We start from the raw sequence: 20,479 nt of genomic DNA on the forward strand, positions 1-20,479 counted from the left end.
CAATTTAAAGGGCCGGTCCCTTATTGGGGCCGACCCTTTTGTTTTAAAGACTAAGCAGGAACTCCCCCACGCGCCAGAAAGAGCGGACCAGAGAAGTGTCGCGGGCGCCGGCGCGCATTGTCTCCAGGCCCGCCTTGTCGAGCCAGTAGCCGCCGATCATGACGGCAGAGGGATTTTCCACGGCGCTGATGTTTGCCAGCGGGTCAGAATCGACCAGAATCAGGTTGGCGCGCCACCCCGGGGTGATGACTCCTGTTTTCGCGAAGCCGAGGGCCGCTCCGCCGTTGCGGGTGGCGGTGATTAGCGCGTCATAAGGGGCGATACCGGCTTCGACCAGCAGCTCCAGCTCCCGGGTCAGGGCAGCGCCCGGGATATTGACGAAGATGCCGGCGTCGCTGCCGGTCACCAGGGTGACGCCCTCTTCCTGCATGATCCGGGTTGCGACGCGGTAGAAAACACCCCGCGGGCCCTCATAGGCGTCGGGATCCACGCTGCTCCAGAAGTCATAGTTTCCCCTGGACAGAAAACGCAGTGCGGGGTTGACGGTGTCCACCCCGGGCCGGCTGAGGTAAGCGCCTTTGGTTTTTGCCACCCGGACCAGATTGTCATGGGCGATCAGGGTCGGGGTGACCACATCCCCGGCGGCGGCTATCTTTTGCGCCAGGAGGTGCATTTTTTCTTCATCCGGATCATCGCGCAGGCCGTGCCAGACGACGGATTCGGTATGCTCGATGGTCTGGAAGCCGCGACCGAGGCTTTCCTCGAACGCAACAGAGAAAGGCTTGTCATGGGGCATGCCCCGTTCCCGCACCCCTTCCGGACTGTGGCCGCAATAGCTCATGCCGAGGCGCCGGGCTTCCTCCACGGCCGCCTCATAGGCCTCGCGGGTGAGGTTGGAATAGAATTTCAGGGTCCGGTAGCCGGCGTCATATTGGTCCTGGACCGCGGCCCTGGCCTCGGCAGCAGTGATGATGATTTTCTGGTTGTCCTGCTGGTTGGGGCCGGGACTATTGAGGATCGGGCCGGTGGTGATGAAATCCGGGCCCAGGATTTCCCTCTCGGCAAGGCGTTTGGCCAGTGGCAGATGAAACGGCATGCCGCCCATATTGCGGATACCGGTCACGCCGTGGGCGAGGTAGCCGGCCAGTTCGGCTTCATCCCAGACATGGACATGGGCGTCAATCAGGCCCGGCATCAGGGTGCGCCCCCGGCCGTCGACAAACAGGGCGTCTTCCGGCGCAGTCAGTGACCCTGCAGCGCCCACGGCTTCAATGCGGTCGCCGATCACCAGCACGGCGCGCCCGGCTTCCGCTTGCGGGGCGCCCGGGACCATGGAGAGGAGCCGCACATTGTCGATCAGTACCGCGCGGGGGGCAGAAGGGTCGGGGTCGAGCACCGACGGCGTGTCATGGATGAGAAAAGTCAGCCACAGGCCGGTGATGACGAGGAGAAGCCCGAAGGCGATGAGGAGGCGTTTGAACATGGGCACAGATACCGCAGGTTATCATTATTTTGGAAAATACTAATGACTTGAAAAAAGGTTGGCAAGCAATGGATAGCGGTACCTCTGTATAAAAAGGCCGGGCCCCAACCGGGTCCGGCCTACTGCCATGTGTTTGCCAAAAGAGTCTGCCTGGCACTTACACCGGGGCATCCTTGCTTTTCTGGGTGAAGATATGCCTGCGTTTCTGGCCCCATTCCATCAGCGCCTCGGTGCGCTTTTTCGCCCCCTCGGGATCGCTTTCCAGGGGCGGGAAAGCCTTGAGGATATTATTGAAATAGGCGGCTACCATCTCCTTCACTTCCGGATAGGGCAGGATGTAGAGCTGGTTCGCCTCGATGCCCTTGTGGACATTTTCCGCCAGTTCCAGCGGGTCCATGCCATGCTGGTAGATATCCTTGAGCGCCTGTTTGCTCTCTTCGTTGACCACATAACCGGATTTGCCGAGATGGGCCGGGCGGGTGTCGCTGGACAGCGCAATATTGGTGTTGATGTTGGCCGGGCACAGCACCGAAACCCCGATGTCATATTTGGCCAGTGCCTCGCGATAGCTTTCCATCAGGCTGATCACGGCCGACTTGGCCGCACTGTAGAGCGCGGTGCCGTCATGGCCGCCAAACCCGCCCATGGAAGACGTGGACACAATATAGCCCGGCCGTCCGGCCTTGATCATGCGCGGCACAAAGGTCACCATGCCGTTGATCACACCATTCAGGTTGACCCCCATCACCCAGTCGAAATCCTCGTAGGTGGAGGCTTCGGTCGGGCCGTGGGCGAAGACGCCGGCGGTATTGAACAGCAATTCCGGCGGGCCGCCATAGATGTCCTCGACCTGATCGGCGACACGGGCATAGGCCTCGCGGTCCATCAGGTCCATCTGGGCGCCATGGGCTTCGATCCCCTCCGCGCGCAGTTTTTCCAGCGCTGCCTCGAGGGCGTCACCGCGGATATCAACGATGAAGATCCGGCAGCCGAGGCGGCCGAAATATTGCGCCTGGCCGAACGCTGCACCATGGGCGCCGCCGGTAATGAAGGCGATTTTGTCCTTATAGTCCATTTCGGTCTCCTGTTTGTCTCTCTCAGGCTGTCAAAATCAGGCCTGCGGCGCCGTAGATTGTCTGGCGACAACGGGCAGCAGCAGGATCAGGCCGGCGATAATGGCGCCGGAGGCCATAATGATGGAAACTTCCGGGATGCCAAAGCCGGCCGCCAGCAGGAAGCCGACGATGACGGGACCGATGGTGGACCCGCCGCGCCCGGCGCCGACCACGAAGCCGGTGCCGGTGGCCCGGAGCGTGGTGGGATAGCTTCGCGCCAGGAGGGCAAACAGACCCACGGTGCTGCCATAGATGCAGAAGCCCAGCAGGAAGCCGACGATTTTTAGCAGCATGAGGTCTGGCGGAACCTGGCCGAATATAATCACCAGGACCCCGGCCGACAGCATCAGGGCGATGAGCATCTTGCGCAGGTCCCTGAAGGTGGCGACCCAGCCGAACAGGGCGCCGCCGATTATGCCGCCGACGCTGACCCAGACCGACACTTGGGTGCCGTTGACCTTGTCAAAGCCGAGATCGGTGACGATGGACGGAACCCAGGTCAGGATATAATAGACGGTCATGATGTTGAGCAGGTAGCTGAAGGTCAGGGCCAGGGTCAGGCGCAGCTTGTCCCGGGTAAACAGTTCCATGATGCCGGCCTTGGCGGGCGTCTCGGAAATCCTGATTTCTTCTGCTTCGCTGTGGCCCAGGGTGCGCAGGATGGCATTGGCTTCCGGCAGCGCCTCCTGTCCCTTCCGGGTGACCAGAAATTCGATGGATTCCGGCATGAAGAAATAGGCGACCGGCAGGATCAGCAAGGCGGCGCAGCCGCCAAAGATGAAGACCGACGGCCAGGCGAAATGACTGAGCAGCACCGCGGCGGCCGATCCGCCGACAAAGCCGCCGATGGCATAGCCGATGCCCATGACGCAGACGGAAAAGTTCCGGCGTTTTTCATTGGAAAACTCAGAACTGATTGCATTGATGGTCGGGATCATGCCGCCGATGCCGAGACCGGTGATGAAGCGCCAGAACGCCAAGTGATAGATATCCGATGACAGGGCGGATAAAAACATCCCGCCGCTCATGATCACGAGGCAAATCAGGGTAATTTTGCGGCGGCCGATCCTGTCGGCCAGCGGCGGCAGGACAAAGGAGCCGAGGGTCATGCTGAGCAGGCCGGCGGAGAAGACAATGCCCATGACGTCTTTGCCAATGGACCAGTCCTGCATAATTCCCGGCGCCGCGAAGGTAATGGCCAGGATGTCAAAACCGTCGAGGGCATTGAGGAAAACGCATAGCCCGATGACCAGGATTTGCCGGGCCTTCATGGGTTCCCGGTTGATAATGTCCCGCGGATCGTTGTTCATGCCGGGCCTCCCTTACTGTTGTTTCCCTGATAATTTTATTGATCTGCAAAAGGGCCCGCCTGGCGTCCCGCTTGTCGGTTAAGTCGTAATCCACTCTTCCAGCGCTTTGGTGACCTGCTCGGGGCGTTCGATCGGGGCAAAATGGCCGGCATCCTCGATCACCACCAGTTTGGCATTGTCCAGATAGGTCAGCATTTCCTCATGCTGGCTGAGCGGACTCCACTGATCCTGGCGTCCCACCGCCAGCAGCACCGGGCATTTGATGTGGGGCAGGGTTATGGTAGCATCCGGGCGGTCCAGCAGCGCCTTGATCTGGCGTTCGTGCTGCTCGGGATCCGCCCGGAGTACCATGGCCGTCAGGGCCCCCATCAGGTCTTTGTCGGAATGTCTGTCTTCATGCACCATCGGCGGCAGCCAGCGCGCGGCCAGCGCCTCCATACCTTCGTTATAGGCCAGGTCCACTAGTACTTGTCTCTTGGCTTCCTCCCCTTCCTTGCGGGGATGCACGCCGGTGTCAATCAGCGCCAGTTTCCTGATCCGGTCCGGGGCGAGCCGCGCCATCTCCACAGCGACGCGGGCGCCCATGGAATGACCGGCCACATAAAGCGGGCCCGGGTTTTTATCCAGGATCTCCTGCGCCATTTTGGTCATGGAAATGCCGCCGGAAACATCGGCAATGCGCACCGGCACAAGGGAGCCGAGCTTTTCCGCCGCATGTTCCCAGACAATGTCGTCGGACAGCAGGCCGGGGATCAGGATGAGTGTAGGGGTGTCTGCGTTCATCTTCGATTCCGTATCGCTGGCTCAGGAAGTCTGCGGGTTATATTTGATGTCGATGCTGCCCTGGCGATTATGGATCTGCCAGCCCTCACCGGTTTTTTTCAGCTCGTCGGTAAAACTGCCGACCAATAGCGGATTAGCTGTCTCGATGGCGCCGCCGTTGCCGGCATCCCCGGAGATCAGCAGCACCCGGCTGAAGGCCAGGACCTCGGTCGGGCTTTTCACCTCGAACATGCTGTTGGTCAGCAGGTGACAGGTGGTGCGCGGCGGCCGGGCCTCCAGCGAGGCGAGGATTTCCGCCCGGCCGCGGAACGGATTGTCGGGATCGCTGGGGCGGGCCAGGGTCGCGTCCTCGGTGTAGCAGTCGGCCAGCTCCTGCCAGCGCCCCTGGTCCAGCAGGTTGGTAATCCGGTTGAGCAGCTGCTGGCAGTACCACTCAATGGCCCGTTTTTCTTCTCCGGTCATTTCGGTGGTCATTTCTTTCCCCCGCTGATTTCAATAAGCCGCGGCGACCCGGCATAGATTTCCTCCACCAGGTCGGCGCGGTTGGCGAGCACGGCCCGCTGGTTCACGGACCCCTTGTCGGTGACCTCGTTATGAACCGGGGACGGCGGCGTGTCGACCAGCAGGATGCGTTTCACCAGGGTCGAGGAGCCGGTGTTCTTGGCGGCGAGGCTGTCCAGATGGTCCTGGAAATAGCTCCTGACCGTGGGGTCCTCTACGAGATCAGCGGGAGAGGCGTCGGCCCTGCCGGCGATCTTCCTGAGCACCTCGAAATTGGGGAACACCAGGGCGCCGAGGAAATCCCGGTCGGCGCCGGTGATGGCCAGGTCCTTGATGGCTTCTTCAAAATGATCGACGATCTTGTCGCGCAGAATGCCGGTGGTGACCCAGGTGCCGGTATTCAGTTTGAAGTTCTCGGCGGTGCGGCCGTCAAACATGAAGCCCTTGGAGAAGTCATCCGGGTCCCAGGGTTTCAGGGCGTCGCCGAAACAATAGAAGCCTTCTTCGTCAAAGGCCTTTTTGGTGGCTTCCGGGTTTTTGTAATAGCCGGGCATAATGTTCGGGCCGCGCACCCGGGCATCCAGCTTGCCTTCCATCGGCACCAGTTTCAGTTCCACACCGTTGCACGGCAGGCCCATGTTGCCGGATTCCTCCATGGCCCAGGTGCAGAACAGCGCCGGCGGCGAGGTTTCGGTCGCGCCGAGACCGCTGCCGATCAGGATCCGCTTGCCGATGGTAGCGACGGCGGTTTCTTCCAGGGTGTTCCAGGTATGCTGGGAAATCTTGGCCCCGGCATACCAGAGCATTTTCAGGTTCTTGTAGAACTTCTGGCAGAATTCCGGATGGGTTTTCATATGATCGAGCAGCATCTCGAACCCTTTGGGCAGGTTGAAATACCAGGTCGGGGACACTTCTTCCAGGTTCCGGATGGTCTTGTGAATGTCCTGCGGGGTCGGACGGCCGTCATCAATATAGAGGGTGCCGCCGTTGAACATGACCATATAGAAGACCTTGTTGCCGCCCGCTGTATGGTTCCAGGGCGCCCAGTCCAGCACCACAATCGGTTCTTCCTTCATGAACAGGAAGGTTTCCTGGTTCATCATCTGGCCGGCGGACACCATGCCGTTGGTGTTGATCACCGCCTTGGGGGTGCCGGTGGAGCCGGACGTGAACAGGAACTTGACGATGGTATCCTTGGTCACATTGGCGAAGGCCTCGTCCACGGCGTCGGTTGGCGGGGTGTTGCAGGCATCCTCGAAATCAACGCCGTCGGCATTCTTGCTGTCCACATGCAGCAGCTTGACATCGGGGGTGGCGATGGCTTCGATGGCGCCGGCATAGGGGGCCTTCTCGGCGGCAAAAATCATGCCCGGGTTAAGCGGCGGGACAATTTCCTTGAGCCGCTTATATTCGGTCTTGGGATTGGAATAGGCGGTGGACACCGGGGCATAGGGCACGCCCACATAGGCGGCGGCCAGGCCCAGCAGCGCATGTTCCAGGTCATTGCCGGACAGAATCAGGATCGGGCGATCAGCCGTCAGGCCCTGGTCGAGGATGAACTGGCCGAGGCTTCTTACCTTTTTCAGTGCCTCCCCATAGGTCAGCTTGCGCCAGTCGCCGCCGCCCTTGCGGTCGGCAAGGAACAAACGGTCCGGGGTGGTTTCGGCAAAATGGACAAGCGGCTCCATAATCCGCGCCGGGCCTTCCGGCAGGGGTTTTTCCTGCTTGATATAGATGGTGCCGTCTTCCGCATATCTGACATTGATTTTCGGCTCCCACACGGCAACTTCGCGCACGGGGGCATCTCGCCAGGACTGTTCTTTCTGTTTACTTTCCGCCATTGAATCTATTCCCGAATTACATGGTCTGTGGAATGATCGCTCATTCCCTCCCTACAGACTCGACACTCTATCCGATCCTTAAAATGGATACAATAATAATGTTTTTATCTCGAAAAAGCCTCAATAAGTCAATTATTGGATACAATAATTATGGTTCACTCTTCCAGGCTTTCGGCTGATTTTTTCGCCGAGGCGTTTTTCCGGTCGGTGGAAAACATGCTCTCGAACTGGATCTTGCTGTGTTCCTTGAACAGGAACTCCACCCGTTCGCCGTCCCGGGCCCGGATGGCGGAGACAATGGCATGATGATGGCCGTGGGCGCGGAACATCAGCTCATAGGCCCGGTCGAGGCCCACCTGGTCGAACACAATGGCCGACGGGGCAATGAACGGCACGTGGTACAGCCGGTCAATGAAGGATTCCAGCATCGGCGACTGGCAGTTTTCCACAATGGTGCGGTGCAGGCGGATGTTCATCTCGCTGTAGGCATTTTCATCATCATCGGTCACATAGCGTTTTTTGAAAATTTCATCCCCTTCCTGCAGACAGTCCACCAGTTCGTCTATCACTTCCGGGGCGGCGCCGTTGCGCGCCAGGGTGCGGCCGGCAAGGGCCTCGAGCGTGCCGCGCAATTCGATGGAGCGCAGGGTCTCCTCATCGTCAAATTCCTTGACCGCAAATCCCCTCTTGCCCACCGGGATCAGGAATCCTTCTGCCGCGAGGGCCGGAATGGCGTTGCGGATCGGGGTTCGGGACATGCCCAGTTGCTCGGCGAGCCCGGCTTCGGTCAGGCGCTCGCCAGCGGCAAGTTCGCCGGAAAGAATCATCTCCCTTAGAATCTGGATCGGTTTTTTTGACATTTTTCCTCGCTTTATTTTTATTTACCCTTCTCCGCCTGTTCCCCCGGACCGGATCGTGCGCAGGGCCCGGTGGTTATCGGATGTTCTTAAAATAAACGGACAATAATTATTATTCTACCACTGATTCCAACTCTTTTGTAATATGCCAACCTATAAAATGTATCCCATTTGATGAAATAAGTGAAATATTTCTTGATATTTTGCATATATGGACTAAAAATGTATCCAATATATAGTTTTATTTGCTGCCTGATTTCAGGTTGTTCATAGGGAAATCTTCGGTCTGGGCCCCAGGGGAATGGTTGATCTGTTCTGCTTCCGGTCTCACCCGAGCAATTACAAAGAGAAGGAAAAATGGTGAAAAATCTGGAAGAATATATGAAAGCGTTCCCCAGTTCTGTCGAAATGCTGCGCAATTCACAGGCTGGCCCCAACGCTTATCCCGGTGTCCCGGCCGAATTTACCAACTGGCGTGATGAACAGTGGGGCTGGCAGCATGCCTGCGTGCTGTTTGACCAGTCCTACCATATGGTGGACATGCTTCTGGAAGGTCCCGATGCCCTGGCGCTGCTGACCTACCTCGGCATTAACAGCTTCAAGAATTTCCAGGTCGACCGGGCCAAGCAGTTTGTACCCTGCAGCTATGACGGTTATGTGATCGGTGATGTGATCCTGTTCTACCTGGCGGAAAACAGCTTCAGCCTGGTGGGCCGCATGCCGACCCTGAGCTGGATCCAGTTCCATGCGGAAACCGGCGACTGGGACGTCAGCATTCATATCGACCAGCGTACCGCCGCCCGCAAGGACCCATCCCGCCGCGACAATTACCGTTTCCAGGTTCAGGGCCCCAACGCCATGAAGCTGATGGAAAAAGTGCTCGGCGAAACCCCGCCGGACCTGAAATTCTTCCATATGTGCACCATGAATATTGCCGGCAAACAGGTCCGCGCCCTGCGTCACGGCATGGCCGGTCAGCCCGGGTTCGAACTGTTCGGCCCCTGGGACGAGAAAGAACCGGTGCAGAACGCCATCATCGAAGCCGGCAAGGAGTTCGGCCTGCGCCGCGTCGGCGGCCGCGCCTATTCTTCCAACACCTTGGAATCCGGCTGGATCCCGTCCCCGCTTCCGGCTGTCTATTCCGGTGAGAAAATGAAGCCTTACCGCGAATGGCTGACCGAGAACGACTATGAAGCCAAAGCCTCCATCGGCGGCAGCTTCGTGTCCGACAACATCGAAGATTATTACTTCACTCCCTGGGACCTGGGCTATGGCGGATTCGTCAAGTTCGACCATGACTTCATCGGCCGCGAGGCGCTGGAGAAAATGGCCGACAATGATCATCGCCAGAAAGTGACCCTGGAGCTGCACAGCGACGATGTCATGAAGGTGATCGGCTCCCAGCTCGACAGCGGCGAAATGGAACGCGGTAAATTCTGGGAATTCCCGTCTGCCGTTTACTCCATGCATCCCATGGATAAAGTGATGAATGACAAAGGCGAAACCGTTGGCGTGTCCACCTGGGTGGGCTACAGCTCCAACGAGCGCAAGATGCTGACCCTGGCGGTGCTCAATCCCGAATATGCCAAGCCCGGCACCCAGCTGACCTTCGTCTGGGGCGAGGAAAACGGCGGCACCACCAAGCCGACCGTAGAGCCGCACAAGCAGTTCGAAATCCGCGCCCTGGTGAGCCCGGTGCCTTACGCTGCCGTGGCCCGCGAGCAATATGCGGACATCGAAGGCTGGCGCAAGCAAAGCTAACTTGTTTGGAGGCGAGGCATACCCCTGTCTCGCCTCTTTCATTCTAGTGGAGACCTCCCATGGCTCTTGATAAACCATACAAGGACATTCCCGGCACCACGGTTTTCGATTCCGCCCAGTGTCGCAAAGGCTATCACCTGAACCAGTTCTGCATGTCGCTGATGAAGGAAGAAAACCGCAAGCGATTCCTGGCCGACGAGCGCGCCTATCTCGACGAGTGGCCGCTGACCGAGGACATGAAGCAGGCGGTGATGGACCGGGATCTTACCCGCCTGATCGAACTTGGCGGCAATGTCTATTTCCTGGTCAAGATCAGCGCCACTGACGGGGTCAGCGTGCGCACCGCGGTTGCCTCCATGACCGACATGACCGAAGAGGAATATGCCGATATGCTGGCCCATGGCGGGCGCCCGGCAGAAGGAAACCGTAGTTTGAAGGACTGGGAATAATGGCGCGTATTACAGCAGGAATTGGCACGTCCCATGTGCCGTTGATCGGTCGGGCCATTGATACCGGCGAGACCCAGACAGATTATTTCAAGCCGATGTTTGACGGCTATGAATTTACCAAGAAGTGGGAACAGGAACAGAAGCCCGATGTGGTGGTGCTGGTTTACAATGACCATGCCTCGGCCTTCGACCTCAAGATCATTCCGACTTTTGCGGTCGGGTGCGGCGAGGAGTTCAAACCGGCGGACGAGGGCTTCGGCGCCCGCCCGGTGCCGGTGGTCAAGGGTCATCCGGACCTGGCCTGGCACATCGTCCATTCGGTGATCGAGGATGATTTCGACCTGACCATCATCAACGAGATGGAAGTGGACCACGGCCTGACCGTGCCGCTCTCCCTGATGTTCGGCCAGCCCGAGGAATGGCCCTGCAAGGTGATCCCCATCTGCATGAACACGGTGGTTTATCCGGTGGCCAGCGGCAAGCGTTGCTTTAACCTGGGCAAGGCAATCCGCAAGGCGGTGCAGAGTTATGACGAGGACCTCAACGTCCAGGTCTGGGGCACAGGCGGCATGAGCCACCAGCTGCAGGGCAAGCGCGCCGGCATCATCAATGCGGAATGGGACCAGGCCTTCATGGACAAGCTCGCCGACCATCCCGAAGAACTGGCCGAGATCCCCAAGGTGGAATATATCCGCGAGACCGGCACCGAGGGCCTGGAGACGGTGATGTGGCTCATCATGCGCGGCGCGCTCGGCGACCATGTGAAGGAAATTCACCGCCATTACCATGTGGCCATTTCCAACACCGCCATCGGCCATATCGTGCTCGAAGCCGAAGACTAGGCTCTGCGACAGAGTGAAAGAAAAAAGCCCGGCCTGGAAGCCGGGCTTTTATTTTTTCGGGATGATCGCTTCACTCAGAGCCGCTCAAAGATGGCGGCGATGCCCTGGCCGCCGCCGATGCACATGGTGACCAGGCCGTAGCGGCCGCCGATGCGTTTCAGCTCATACAGCGTCTTGGTGGTCAGGATCGCCCCGGTGGCGCCGACCGGGTGGCCCATCGCCACGGCGCCGCCGTTGGGATTGACCTTGTCGGCCGGCAGGCCCAGTTCCTGGGATACGGCCAGAGCCTGGGCGGCAAAGGCCTCGTTGGATTCGATAACGTCGATGTCGTCAAGGCCGAGGCCGGTGCGCTCAAAAACCCTGCGCACCGCGGGGATCGGACCTTCGCCCATCAGGCTCGGGTCCACCCCGGCATGGGCGAAACCGACCAGGCGGCCGATCGGGCTGCGGCCTTCCGCTTCGGCCTTGGCCCCATCCATCAGCACCACCATGGAGGCGCCGTCATTGATGCCGGAGGAAGAGGCCGCGGTCACGGTGCCGTCTTTTTTGAAGAAGGGTTTGAGGCCGGCCAGACTTTCGGCGGTGGTGTCGGCGCGCACATGTTCATCGGTGTCGAACAGGGTCACGCCTTTGCGGGATTTCAGTTCCACCGGCACGATCTGCTCCTTGAAGTGGCCGGCCGCGATGGCGGCGGCGGCGCGGCGGTGGCTCTCCGCGGAAAAGACATCCTGGTCTTCCCGGGAAATACCGTATTTCTCGGCCACATTCTCGGCGGTGATGCCCATATGGTAGTTATCCCAGGGATCGAGCAGGGTGGTGGTCAGGTCGTCGACGATGGTGCTGTTGCCCATGCGCTGGCCCCAGCGGTTGGAATCGAGCGAATAGCTGGAGTTGCTCATGCTTTCGGCGCCGCCGGCCAGTGCGGTGTCAATTTCACCGAGCTGGATCTGCTGGGCCGCCTGGACGATGGCCTCAAGGCCGGAGCCGCACAGCCGGTTGACGGTCACCGCATGGCTTGTCACCGGCAGGCCGGCATTCACGCCAATCACGCGGGACAGGTAAGAATCCTTGGGGCTGTTGCGGATGACATTGCCGACAATGCTGGACTGGATGGTGGCCGCGTCCACACCGGCGCGCGCGATCGCCTCTTTGGCGGCGATGGTGCCGAGCTGGGCGCTGTTCAGGCTTTTCAGGCTGCCACCAAAGCTGCCGATGGCGGTGCGGGTGGCGCTCAAGATAACGACGTTATTGATCTCTGACATGAATGCTCTCTCCTGGTTATTTCCGGCGCCTAACATGTTACTGGCCGGTAAACATCATAAAGAACTTCTCCGGCATAAAGTCAACCCCCCCCCTACAGTCAACTGGCAGAAATGTGATTTACTGAATTTATCAGATTATGGGATTTACGCCGTACCAGGGGCGGATCATTGTTTACTGCTCCGACCACACCGCCAGTTCGTTGCCGTTGGGGTCCTGAAAATGAAAACGCCGGCCGCCGGGAAACTCGAAGGGCTCCTGCAGGATCTTGCCGCCGGCGTCCAGGACGGCTTGGCGGGTTTGCGCCAGGTCACCGGAGTAGAGCACCGCCAAAACCCCGGGATCGCAAACTTTGGCGCTGCCGGTACCGTTAAAGCCGCCATCGATTCCCGCGCCCTCGAAACTCAGGTAGTCGTCGCCCCATTTGGTGAAGGACCAGGCGAAGGCCGTGCTGTAAAAGTCCATGGTGGCGTCCCGGTCGGTCATGGGAAATTCAATATAGTTGATGGTATTGTGAACAGGCATGGTGCTGAATGTCTCCACGTAATGTTCTGTTTGGGGCCGCCTATTGTGCCACAGATACAGAAGCAAGTCGCAGAAAAAAGGAAGAGAGTTGAACAAGGAGCCATCGCTGAACAGCAGACCGAAATGGCATCATACGCCATTTGCCTGACCAATAACGAACAGGGTGTCTTGTCAAGGATTTCAGCTGGAGGTAGAATATTTCCTGTATAGGTTATAGTTCCCTGTGTAACAGCTTAAGGATAGTGAAAAAGAAGATATGCAGGATTTCGAAGTCGTTCAGGATTTTGTGTCTCGATCCTCCAGGGTATCATCGGAGGACGAATTAGTAGAAGCTTTTGACGGGGCGATCCAGAAACTTGGCTTCAATCATTTTTCCTGTATTTCGTTGATGGACTATAACAATCCTGTTCCCGGCTCGCTGCTGATTACAAAGATACCGGAAAGCTGGGCGTCGAGGTATCTGGACAAAAAATATCACGAGAATGATGCGGTTCTTGATGCGGTACAGAACAGGAATATTCCTGTGGTCTGGGAAAATATGAATGTCCGCAACAGGTTCCAGAAGAATATTCTCAATGAAGCCTCGGAATGCGGGCTGAAAAACGGGATTTCGGTGCAACTGTTCGTGCCCGGATTCATCCCGACCACTTTCAGCGTCTCCTCCGAGGAAAGTGACTTCGACCGGGACAGCTATCTTATTCTGCACCTGTTATGCGTATATTTCCATGAAGCCGTTCTGCGGCTGAGAGAGGAATCCGGCAATCCGCTGTTTGAAAAGAAGGACCTGACGGGGCGGGAAAAAGAATGTCTCTACTGGGTGGCGTCCGGGAAAAGCGATACGGACATCGCCGATATTCTCAATATCAGTAAACACACCGTCCATTTCCATATTGAAAACGCCAAACGCAAATTCAATCTTTCCACCAGAATCCAGACGGTGGTGCGCGCCATTCTGAGCTGCTCCATAATCCCATAGGTAGTATTGCTGACTTTCCACTTAATCCATGGTGGAACAAAATCTCCCCTGTTTTTTAATTCGGGCGAAAACCTGCCTACCTAGGCAGGTCACATCATTTCGTTTTTTTTCCAGAATTGCTCCTGCACACAACTAGTCACCACAATACGGCAGGAGGATAAGATGCATGTTGATATGGTAACGCATGAAAACCGCCATCATTTTTCCGATGAATTGCGGCTCATGTTCCGGCAGCGTTTTGACGTTTTTGAAGAGCAAATGGGTTGGCAGCTTCCCATGGCGGACTATGAAAACCGGCTCGAAATCGATGAATTCGACAGTGAAGATACGGTTTATCTTCTCATCAAGGATGACAATAATGAATTGATTGGCAGCTTGCGTCTTCTGCCGTCAACCGGTCCCCATCTGATGTCGGAACTTTTCTCCCATCTGGTGGAGGGGCCGGTGGCCCGGGCCGACGATACCTGGGAGTGCTCGCGGGTCTATGTCCTTTCCAACAAGGGAAAAGCGTCGGGGCTCAAGGCTGGTGGCGGGGCAGAACTCAGCGTCGCCATGATGGAAGCCGGACTTATGCTCGGCATCAGCAAAATCAATGTAATCGCCAATATGAATACGCTGCCGATGATCCTGAGGTCCGGCTGGGGCACCATGCCGCTCGGCCTGCCGCAGACCGTCGGCAATGAGCAGGTCATCGCCCTCAGCATCATGATCAATCCGGTGGGGCTGCAGGTCCTGCGTCAGCGTCGCAATGTGCCGCAGTCCATGCTTCGAATTCTACAGAAAGAAAAGGAGGTAGCGTAATGTCTACAAGTGAACAAAAACCGTTGGGTGAACTCTTTGCACGTCTTGGATACGCGCTTCTTGAACTGTCGCCGGAGGACCGGAATATCCTGGTAGAGCATTGTGTTCAACTGGCGGGAGATATGAACAGCCAGCGTGCCCAGCTGGCCCTGAAGTATCCTGCGCTGATGGGGGGGACAAAAGATGTTTCAGACGACTAACGCCCTGTTGCAGGACGACGGGACGGTGTGCCCGGTCGCGGAATATACTGCCCGCCTGCGTAACGACGGTTTCCTCATCATTGAAGACCTTGTACCCGAACTGATGATCGAACAGATCAATGAGGAACTCCGGCCCGCGTTCCGGCAGACTCCCAACAGTGAAGGCCTGTTCTGGGGATTTCAGACCAAAAGGATGGGGCGGCTTTTCACCAAGGCGCCGACCTCTCAGGGACTGGCGACCCATCCGGTGATCCTCGCGATTATGGAGGATATTCTGGGGCCCAACTGCGAAAAGTTTCAGATTAACCTGACCCAGGCCATTCGCATCGAACCGGGGGAAGAGGAGCAGGTCCTGCACCGGGATGACGAGATGTTTCCCTGGTCCCATCCGGGTAGTGAATTCATGATCAATGCCATGTGGGCGCTGGATGAATTCACAGCGGAAAACGGCGGTACGGTGGTGTGGCCGCGCAGTCACCTGAAACCGGTGCAGCGGGAGGTGCCGGCCGAGGAACTGGTGCGGGCCGAGATGAAGCCGGGGTCTGTCCTGATCTGGCTGGGGTCAACCCAGCACGGTGGCGGCGCGAACCGGTCCCGCAAGCCGCGCAGCGGCCTCACCATCAGTTACAGTCTCGGCTGGCTGCGGCAGGCAGAAAACCAGTATCTTGCCTATCCGCCCGAAGTGGCGCGGCAGTTCCCGGAAAAACTGCAGGAACTGATCGGCTACAAGGTGCACCGCCCGAACCTGGGCTGGTATGAGGGACAGGAGCCGGACGTATTGTTCGACGGTCGCCCGGAAGCCCTTCCGGCCCTTGACCTGGTGCCCAGGGACATCGAATTGATCATTCAGGAATTTCTGGCGGGCAAGCAGGTCGCCTGACCCGGCAGAGACAGCTTTGGGGGAACCTTTGGGGGAATGAGGGAGCTATTCCCTGCGCGGATCGCTATGATCCATGTGCAGGCGGGTGGCTCCCTCATTGTCTATGGTGATGATGAAAATCCGGTCATAGTGTTGTTCGTCCAATGGGGGAAGCGCCTGACCGGAAAGTAAACCGGCAAGGAGGGGGGTCGTATTGCTGTGTCCGACCACGAGGATGGCGCCGTCCAGTTGCCGGAGTTCCCTGGCCAGGGCCGCCAGGTCGCCGGGATCATAAGTCCGGACCTTGAGTCCCGTAACCCTGGCCACAGGCCCGGCGGTCTCCAAAGTGCGCCTGAAATCAGTTGAATAGAGGGTGGACAGGTTTTTATCGGCAAAATATCCGGCATACCATTCCGCCCGCTGCCGGCCGCGGGGTGATAGCGGCGGGTTGTTTGAACCATCCGATATTTTTTCTGCATGACGGACCAGATATATGGTCTGCTCCGAGGCCGCGACGGGTCGGAAAGGCAGCGTGAACGCCAGGCAGGCCAGCAATGAAAACAGATATCTTGTGATGCGTTGGCCCCCCAGTCTGGTAGTTTTCTGCCCCCGCCTGATGGCGGCGCGGAACGGGTTGTAGCACAAATTATTCAACTATATTATTGTGTGTAAAACAAAAATGCTATAATTTCAGCTTTAATATTGAACGTTCAGGGCGTGCCAGCGGAAGCCGTTCAGGCTTGACCGGCTGGTTTCATCGGTAACATATACAAATTATTTCACGAAAAATAAAAATACTGTAACAGAAGTGTTGGCGGATCTTCGACGGCAAATTTCTTTTCCGGAGGTGTGTGGCTGATGGATTTTGCCGGACCAGTTGAATTAATAGTTTCTAATGTGGCTTATAACCCTGAATGTAATGGTTTCGCCCGAATCCATTAACCATTTTTAAACGTTTTCCCTATTATTTGAGCATTGTACTAAATTTAGTATCGAAGTTTAGGTTAAGTATTATTTTCATATGCAAAATGATACATTTAAAATAATTTTATTTTAAAAGTTGTATCATTAGTGTATGGTTCCGTCGTTCTCCGAATAACTGCTCCGTTCTAAAAACAGGAGCGAGAGTAAAAAAACGGGAACTTTCGTGAGGTTGGAAACGCAAACACATAGGGAGAAAGACATGTATAAGCGTTTACTACAGACTACAGCTCTTACAGCACTAGCTTTCGGCGCCACCGTGACGACACCGTCATTTGCCGAAGAAGAAATGATGATGCTGGAAGAAATTACCGTGACCGCACAGCGTCGGTCCGAAAACCTGCAGGCGGTGCCTGTGGCGGTTACCGCCCTCAGCGCCAGCGCCATTGAAAAAGCCGACATCCATACACAGGATGACATTGCCACCCGTATTCCCAGCATGACCTTCTCGCCGTTCGCGCCGGGTCAGTCTGTGGTCAGCCTGCGTGGTATTTCTTCCAACGATGACGGCGCCGGTACGGAAAACTCCGTAGCCGTGTTCATGGATGACGTCTATCTGGGCCGTATTTCCAACATGGCCTTCGAACTGTTCGATGTAGAGCGTATCGAGGTTCTGCGTGGTCCGCAGGGCACCCTTTATGGTAAGAACGCCATCGGCGGCGCCATTAACGTGGTGTCCACCAAGCCGGGCCAGGATTTCCAGGCCAAGGTAAAAGCCACGGTTGGTAACTATGACCGTCAGGACTTCCAGGGCGTTGTCTCCGGTCCGTTGAGCGACAGCCTGGCTGCCAAAGTGTCCTTCTCCTCCCGTCAGCGTGACGGCTGGGTGGAAAATATTTACACTGGCAACAAACTGAAAGATGAAAACGTACAATCTGTACGCGGTCAGTTGCTGTGGACCGGCGAGAATACCGAAGTGACCCTGAGTGCCGACACCATGGAAATGGATCAGTCTGATATGGCCCGCATCCCGACCCGCAGCTCTGCTGTTCCGGGTATTGCAGAAGCCCATCAGGCACTGGGAGGAGATTACAAGCACTCCACTAACCCGCAGGACGGTTACGCCCGCAAGGGCGCCAATGGCGTCAGCCTGAAGGTGGAACATGACTTCGGCGATGCCGGTACCCTGACTTCTGTCTCAGCCTACCGCGACAGTGCCAATGACTGGGAAATGGACTCCACAGGTTCACCCATTATGAATATTGTTGACGAGATTCATGATTATACCAAACAGTATTCTCAGGAGTTCCGTTTTGCCGGTCCCATCAACGACAGTGCCGACTTCGTGGCCGGTCTGTTCTACATGAATGAAAATACCGACCGCCAGGAAATTTTCCGCCTGGTGCGGAATGAAGACGACCGTCTGCCGAACCTGAGTGCTGACGATACTGTAGACCTTGTCGGCTCTTATCGCCAAGACAATACTACTGACAGTTTTGCAGCGTTCGCCCACGTGAACTACAACGTTACGGAGAAACTGAAACTGGGTGTCGGTGTTCGTTACACCTACGAAGAGAAGAACATCGAGAACTGGACTTCAACGTATGGCGTTTTCCCTGGCTTCATTATCTCTACCGATTTTGGTACTGATATTGACAACAAGATTGGTGGAATTGCAGCAAGCGAATCCTGGTCTGACTTCTCTCCGAAAGTGACCCTGGACTATCAGGTTAACGACGATGTCCTGCTTTACGCCACTGTGTCCAAAGGCTTTAAGTCCGGCGGCTTCGGTGCGGCGCCGGAGAGCGTGGCCGCGACCCAGATTCCGCTGCAGCCGGAAATTGCCTGGAACTATGAAATCGGTTCCAAGTCCGACCTGTTTGACGGCACATTGCGTCTGAACCTGGCGGCCTACTATACCGACTATTCAGATCTGCAGTATCAGCGTTTTGGTACCCTGCTTGATGGTCAGATTACGCCGTTTGGGGTGTTCCGTACCCGTAACGCCGCGTCGGCTGAAATCTATGGTGTAGAAGCTGAATTTACCTGGGTGCCGGTGGAAAACCTGTATATTTCAGGTAACTATTCCTACATGCACACCGAAGCCGAGTTCAACTTTGATGCTTATTACACAACACCGCCGGCAACACCGGACATTCAGACCAAGCCTCTGACCCGTGCGCCCGAGCACCGCTTCTACATTGCGGCTGATTACAGCCACGATGTATCCTGGGGCGGTCAGATGTCCTACCACATTGACTACCGTTATACCGGTGACCAGCGTGGTGACGTGGTGTCCGATGCCACCATGCAGCCGGCTTGGGGCGTGTCTGACGCCCACGTTGACTGGACCAGCGAAGATGAACAGTGGGAAATCTCCTTCTGGGGTAAAAACATCTTCGATGAGAAGTATATCTCTCACATCTATATTGTGGGTCCGGGTGACGTTGCCGTGTACGGTGATCCCGCCATGTACGGCGCCTCCGTTACCTGGCGCTTCAACTAAGCCAGTTTACATGATACAGTCGGGCACTTCGGTGCCCGACTTTTTTTTGTCCAAAATCCTGGAGTGTTCATAAACAGGGAGGAACGCTTATGACAATTTCCGATCTAACGGCAACGGAAGCACTGCGCCGGATCAGGGGCGGCGAACTCAGCATCGAAGATTATGCCCGCCAGGTTATTGCCCGCGCCGAAAAGCTGGCGAAACTGAATGTATTTATCACTTTTGATCCTGAACAATTCCTGGAGGATGCCCGCCGGGCGGACAAGGCCGGCGGGAACAGGGCGCTGTGCGGCCTGCCGATCGCCCTCAAGGACAACATCGATACCAAGGGTTATCCCACCAGCGGTGGCACGGCGGCGCTCAAGGGGCACCGGCCGGCGGCCAACGCGCCGGCGGTACAGAAACTGCTCGACCAGGGCGCCATTATTGCCGGCAAGCTCAACCTGCATGAACTGGCCATGGGCATTACCTCCAACAACGGCGTGTTCGGGGCAGTACACAATCCCTATAACCCGGATATGATCCCCGGCGGCAGCAGTGGCGGCAGCGCCGCGGCGGTGGCGGCCGGCATTGTGCCGGTGGCGCTGGGTACCGATACCGGCGGCTCTGCCCGCATTCCCGGCGCGCTCTGCGGCGTGGTCGGCTTCCGCCCGACCATGGACCGCTACGGCAACCAGGGGGCGGTGCCCATTTCCCACACCCGCGATACCATCGGCACCTTTGCCCATACGGTCGAGGATGTCATGCTGGTGGATGAAGCGATTACCGCAGAAAAATCCCTGGATGCTCTGCCGGACCTCCACGGCGTGCGCCTTGGCGTGCCGCGGGGCTATTTCTATGAAAACCTGGAGCCGGATGTGGCAACCGCCGCCGAGAAAACCCTCGACCTGCTCCGGGCCAAGGGCGCGGTGCTGGTGGAAGCGGATATCCCCGATGTGGGACCGCTGGACGAGGCAGTCAGTTTCCCGGTGGTGCTGTATGAATTCCTGCCCGACCTGGAAAAATACCTGTGCAAGCAGGGCTGTGAAATCACCGTCGAGGAACTGGTGGCCGAGATCGGCTCCCCCGATGTCAAGGGTCTGAGCCTGTCCCTGCTGGGCGAGGGCGCCATGCCGGAAGAGGCTTACCGCGCCGCGATCGAGGTCCATCGCCCGGCCCTGCAGAAGGCTTATGCCGACTATTTCAAGGCGCACGATGTGGCGGCGGTGATCTTCCCGACCACACCGCTCACCGCCCGGCCCATCGGCCAGGACGAAACGGTGGAGCTGAACGGCGAACAGGTGCCGACCTTCGGTACCTTTATCCGCAACACCGATCCGGGCAGCAACGCCGGCCTGCCGGGCATCAGCCTGCCGGTCGGCCTGTCGTCCGCGGGCCTGCCCATCGGCATGGAACTGGACGGGCCGGACGGCAGCGACCGGAAGCTTCTGCAGTTGGCGGCGGCGATCCAGGATGTGCTGGAGCCGATGCCGGCCCCTAAACTTTAGGA

General features: G+C 57.5%; 19 protein-coding genes. 9 read left to right on the forward strand and 10 right to left on the reverse strand.

All coding sequences use genetic code 11. From position 1 onward, the window contains the following. Nucleotides 1–43: 43 nt before the first annotated feature. The 7 genes from FIV46_RS12280 to FIV46_RS12310 all read right to left on the reverse strand — a co-directional run bounded on the left by FIV46_RS12280 (nucleotide 44) and on the right by FIV46_RS12310 (nucleotide 7,893). The gene (locus tag FIV46_RS12280; protein ID WP_139941226.1) at nucleotides 44–1,483 is read right to left on the reverse strand and encodes an amidohydrolase family protein; all 1,440 of its coding nucleotides are present in this window, start codon (nucleotides 1,481–1,483) and stop codon (nucleotides 44–46) included. Between the two features lie 157 nt (nucleotides 1,484–1,640). After that, complete coding sequence (locus FIV46_RS12285) at nucleotides 1,641–2,558, reverse strand: SDR family NAD(P)-dependent oxidoreductase (protein WP_139941227.1); 918 nt, start codon at nucleotides 2,556–2,558, stop codon at nucleotides 1,641–1,643. Nucleotides 2,559–2,594: 36 nt separating this feature from the next. After that, nucleotides 2,595–3,908 (reverse strand): MFS transporter, encoded by a 1,314-nt coding sequence (locus tag FIV46_RS12290; RefSeq protein ID WP_139941228.1) that lies wholly within the window; start codon nucleotides 3,906–3,908, stop codon nucleotides 2,595–2,597. Nucleotides 3,909–3,986: 78 nt separating this feature from the next. Next, nucleotides 3,987–4,691, reverse strand: coding sequence for an alpha/beta fold hydrolase (locus FIV46_RS12295; protein ID WP_139941229.1), 705 nt, complete (start codon nucleotides 4,689–4,691; stop codon nucleotides 3,987–3,989). A gap of 21 nt (nucleotides 4,692–4,712) precedes the next feature. Then, nucleotides 4,713–5,165, reverse strand: coding sequence for a nuclear transport factor 2 family protein (locus FIV46_RS12300; protein WP_139941230.1), 453 nt, complete (start codon nucleotides 5,163–5,165; stop codon nucleotides 4,713–4,715). Beyond that, nucleotides 5,162–7,033 carry a feruloyl-CoA synthase gene (locus tag FIV46_RS12305; protein WP_139941231.1) on the reverse strand — a complete coding sequence of 624 codons (1,872 nt, stop codon included), beginning with the start codon at nucleotides 7,031–7,033 and terminating at the stop codon, nucleotides 5,162–5,164. Before FIV46_RS12305 ends, FIV46_RS12300 begins: the two co-directional genes overlap by 4 nt. Nucleotides 7,034–7,188: 155 nt before the next feature. Beyond that, complete coding sequence (locus tag FIV46_RS12310; protein ID WP_139941232.1) at nucleotides 7,189–7,893, reverse strand: GntR family transcriptional regulator; 705 nt, start codon at nucleotides 7,891–7,893, stop codon at nucleotides 7,189–7,191. Between the two features lie 354 nt (nucleotides 7,894–8,247). Here FIV46_RS12310 and desA point away from each other — a divergent pair, with 354 nt between their 5' ends. The 3 genes from desA to FIV46_RS12325 are packed head-to-tail and all read left to right on the forward strand — an operon-like array spanning nucleotide 8,248 to nucleotide 10,942. Further along, a complete protein-coding gene (gene desA / locus FIV46_RS12315) occupies nucleotides 8,248–9,651 on the forward strand; it encodes a syringate O-demethylase (RefSeq protein WP_139941233.1) in 1,404 nt (467 codons plus the stop codon). Between the two features lie 59 nt (nucleotides 9,652–9,710). Then, nucleotides 9,711–10,100 carry a protocatechuate 4,5-dioxygenase subunit alpha gene (gene ligA, locus FIV46_RS12320; protein WP_139941234.1) on the forward strand — a complete coding sequence of 130 codons (390 nt, stop codon included), beginning with the start codon at nucleotides 9,711–9,713 and terminating at the stop codon, nucleotides 10,098–10,100. After that, nucleotides 10,100–10,942: a class III extradiol dioxygenase subunit beta gene (locus FIV46_RS12325; protein WP_139941235.1), complete on the forward strand. Its 843-nt coding sequence runs from the start codon at nucleotides 10,100–10,102 to the stop codon at nucleotides 10,940–10,942. Before ligA ends, FIV46_RS12325 begins: the two co-directional genes overlap by 1 nt. Nucleotides 10,943–11,016: 74 nt before the next feature. Here the strand turns inward: FIV46_RS12325 and bktB are convergent, their stop codons facing one another. Both bktB and FIV46_RS12335 read right to left on the reverse strand, forming a co-directional pair. Further along, nucleotides 11,017–12,204 carry a beta-ketothiolase BktB gene (gene bktB / locus FIV46_RS12330; protein ID WP_139941236.1) on the reverse strand — a complete coding sequence of 396 codons (1,188 nt, stop codon included), beginning with the start codon at nucleotides 12,202–12,204 and terminating at the stop codon, nucleotides 11,017–11,019. A 172-nt stretch (nucleotides 12,205–12,376) separates the two neighbouring features. Further along, nucleotides 12,377–12,727, reverse strand: a complete 351-nt coding sequence (locus FIV46_RS12335; RefSeq protein WP_139941237.1) for a VOC family protein — start codon at nucleotides 12,725–12,727, stop codon at nucleotides 12,377–12,379. Nucleotides 12,728–12,983: 256 nt separating this feature from the next. Between FIV46_RS12335 and FIV46_RS12340 the strand changes: the two genes are divergently transcribed. The 4 genes from FIV46_RS12340 to FIV46_RS12355 all read left to right on the forward strand — a co-directional run bounded on the left by FIV46_RS12340 (nucleotide 12,984) and on the right by FIV46_RS12355 (nucleotide 15,584). Next, the gene (locus FIV46_RS12340; protein ID WP_139941238.1) at nucleotides 12,984–13,703 is read left to right on the forward strand and encodes a helix-turn-helix transcriptional regulator; all 720 of its coding nucleotides are present in this window, start codon (nucleotides 12,984–12,986) and stop codon (nucleotides 13,701–13,703) included. 162 nt (nucleotides 13,704–13,865) lie between these two features. Beyond that, nucleotides 13,866–14,504 carry an acyl-homoserine-lactone synthase gene (locus FIV46_RS12345; RefSeq protein WP_139941239.1) on the forward strand — a complete coding sequence of 213 codons (639 nt, stop codon included), beginning with the start codon at nucleotides 13,866–13,868 and terminating at the stop codon, nucleotides 14,502–14,504. Further along, complete coding sequence (locus FIV46_RS12350) at nucleotides 14,504–14,704, forward strand: hypothetical protein (RefSeq protein WP_139941240.1); 201 nt, start codon at nucleotides 14,504–14,506, stop codon at nucleotides 14,702–14,704. The genes FIV46_RS12345 and FIV46_RS12350 overlap by 1 nt, the downstream gene beginning before the upstream one ends. Beyond that, nucleotides 14,688–15,584: a phytanoyl-CoA dioxygenase family protein gene (locus tag FIV46_RS12355; RefSeq protein ID WP_139941241.1), complete on the forward strand. Its 897-nt coding sequence runs from the start codon at nucleotides 14,688–14,690 to the stop codon at nucleotides 15,582–15,584. Before FIV46_RS12350 ends, FIV46_RS12355 begins: the two co-directional genes overlap by 17 nt. A gap of 45 nt (nucleotides 15,585–15,629) precedes the next feature. Here the strand turns inward: FIV46_RS12355 and FIV46_RS12360 are convergent, their stop codons facing one another. Further along, on the reverse strand, nucleotides 15,630–16,217 hold the full coding sequence (locus tag FIV46_RS12360) for a SixA phosphatase family protein (RefSeq protein ID WP_139941242.1): 588 nt from the start codon (nucleotides 16,215–16,217) through the stop codon (nucleotides 15,630–15,632). A gap of 529 nt (nucleotides 16,218–16,746) precedes the next feature. Here FIV46_RS12360 and FIV46_RS12365 point away from each other — a divergent pair. Next, entirely contained in the window at nucleotides 16,747–18,990 is a 2,244-nt protein-coding gene (locus tag FIV46_RS12365; RefSeq protein WP_139941243.1) for a TonB-dependent receptor, read from the forward strand. A gap of 89 nt (nucleotides 18,991–19,079) precedes the next feature. Further along, complete coding sequence (gene iaaH / locus FIV46_RS12370) at nucleotides 19,080–20,477, forward strand: indoleacetamide hydrolase (protein WP_139941244.1); 1,398 nt, start codon at nucleotides 19,080–19,082, stop codon at nucleotides 20,475–20,477. Nucleotides 20,478–20,479: the final 2 nt, after the last annotated feature.

It is taken from the genome of Emcibacter nanhaiensis, assembly GCF_006385175.1.
In the GTDB taxonomy this organism is placed as follows: domain Bacteria; phylum Pseudomonadota; class Alphaproteobacteria; order Sphingomonadales; family Emcibacteraceae; genus Emcibacter; species Emcibacter nanhaiensis.

What these genes read in the sequence shown, in the direction of transcription:
- FIV46_RS12325 (WP_139941235.1), top strand. Translation starts at nt 10,100, where the DNA reads ATGGCGCGTATTACAGCAGGAATTGGCACGTCCCATGTGCCGTTGATC.
- bktB (WP_139941236.1), bottom strand. Translation starts at nt 12,204, where the DNA reads ATGTCAGAGATCAATAACGTCGTTATCTTGAGCGCCACCCGCACCGCC.
- FIV46_RS12290 (WP_139941228.1), bottom strand. Translation starts at nt 3,908, where the DNA reads ATGAACAACGATCCGCGGGACATTATCAACCGGGAACCCATGAAGGCC.
- FIV46_RS12295 (WP_139941229.1), bottom strand. Translation starts at nt 4,691, where the DNA reads ATGAACGCAGACACCCCTACACTCATCCTGATCCCCGGCCTGCTGTCC.
- FIV46_RS12345 (WP_139941239.1), top strand. Translation starts at nt 13,866, where the DNA reads ATGCATGTTGATATGGTAACGCATGAAAACCGCCATCATTTTTCCGAT.
- FIV46_RS12310 (WP_139941232.1), bottom strand. Translation starts at nt 7,893, where the DNA reads ATGTCAAAAAAACCGATCCAGATTCTAAGGGAGATGATTCTTTCCGGC.
- FIV46_RS12280 (WP_139941226.1), bottom strand. Translation starts at nt 1,483, where the DNA reads ATGTTCAAACGCCTCCTCATCGCCTTCGGGCTTCTCCTCGTCATCACC.
- iaaH (WP_139941244.1), top strand. Translation starts at nt 19,080, where the DNA reads ATGACAATTTCCGATCTAACGGCAACGGAAGCACTGCGCCGGATCAGG.
- FIV46_RS12365 (WP_139941243.1), top strand. Translation starts at nt 16,747, where the DNA reads ATGTATAAGCGTTTACTACAGACTACAGCTCTTACAGCACTAGCTTTC.
- FIV46_RS12305 (WP_139941231.1), bottom strand. Translation starts at nt 7,033, where the DNA reads ATGGCGGAAAGTAAACAGAAAGAACAGTCCTGGCGAGATGCCCCCGTG.
- desA (WP_139941233.1), top strand. Translation starts at nt 8,248, where the DNA reads ATGGTGAAAAATCTGGAAGAATATATGAAAGCGTTCCCCAGTTCTGTC.
- ligA (WP_139941234.1), top strand. Translation starts at nt 9,711, where the DNA reads ATGGCTCTTGATAAACCATACAAGGACATTCCCGGCACCACGGTTTTC.
- FIV46_RS12285 (WP_139941227.1), bottom strand. Translation starts at nt 2,558, where the DNA reads ATGGACTATAAGGACAAAATCGCCTTCATTACCGGCGGCGCCCATGGT.
- FIV46_RS12335 (WP_139941237.1), bottom strand. Translation starts at nt 12,727, where the DNA reads ATGCCTGTTCACAATACCATCAACTATATTGAATTTCCCATGACCGAC.
- FIV46_RS12355 (WP_139941241.1), top strand. Translation starts at nt 14,688, where the DNA reads ATGTTTCAGACGACTAACGCCCTGTTGCAGGACGACGGGACGGTGTGC.
- FIV46_RS12350 (WP_139941240.1), top strand. Translation starts at nt 14,504, where the DNA reads ATGTCTACAAGTGAACAAAAACCGTTGGGTGAACTCTTTGCACGTCTT.
- FIV46_RS12300 (WP_139941230.1), bottom strand. Translation starts at nt 5,165, where the DNA reads ATGACCACCGAAATGACCGGAGAAGAAAAACGGGCCATTGAGTGGTAC.
- FIV46_RS12340 (WP_139941238.1), top strand. Translation starts at nt 12,984, where the DNA reads ATGCAGGATTTCGAAGTCGTTCAGGATTTTGTGTCTCGATCCTCCAGG.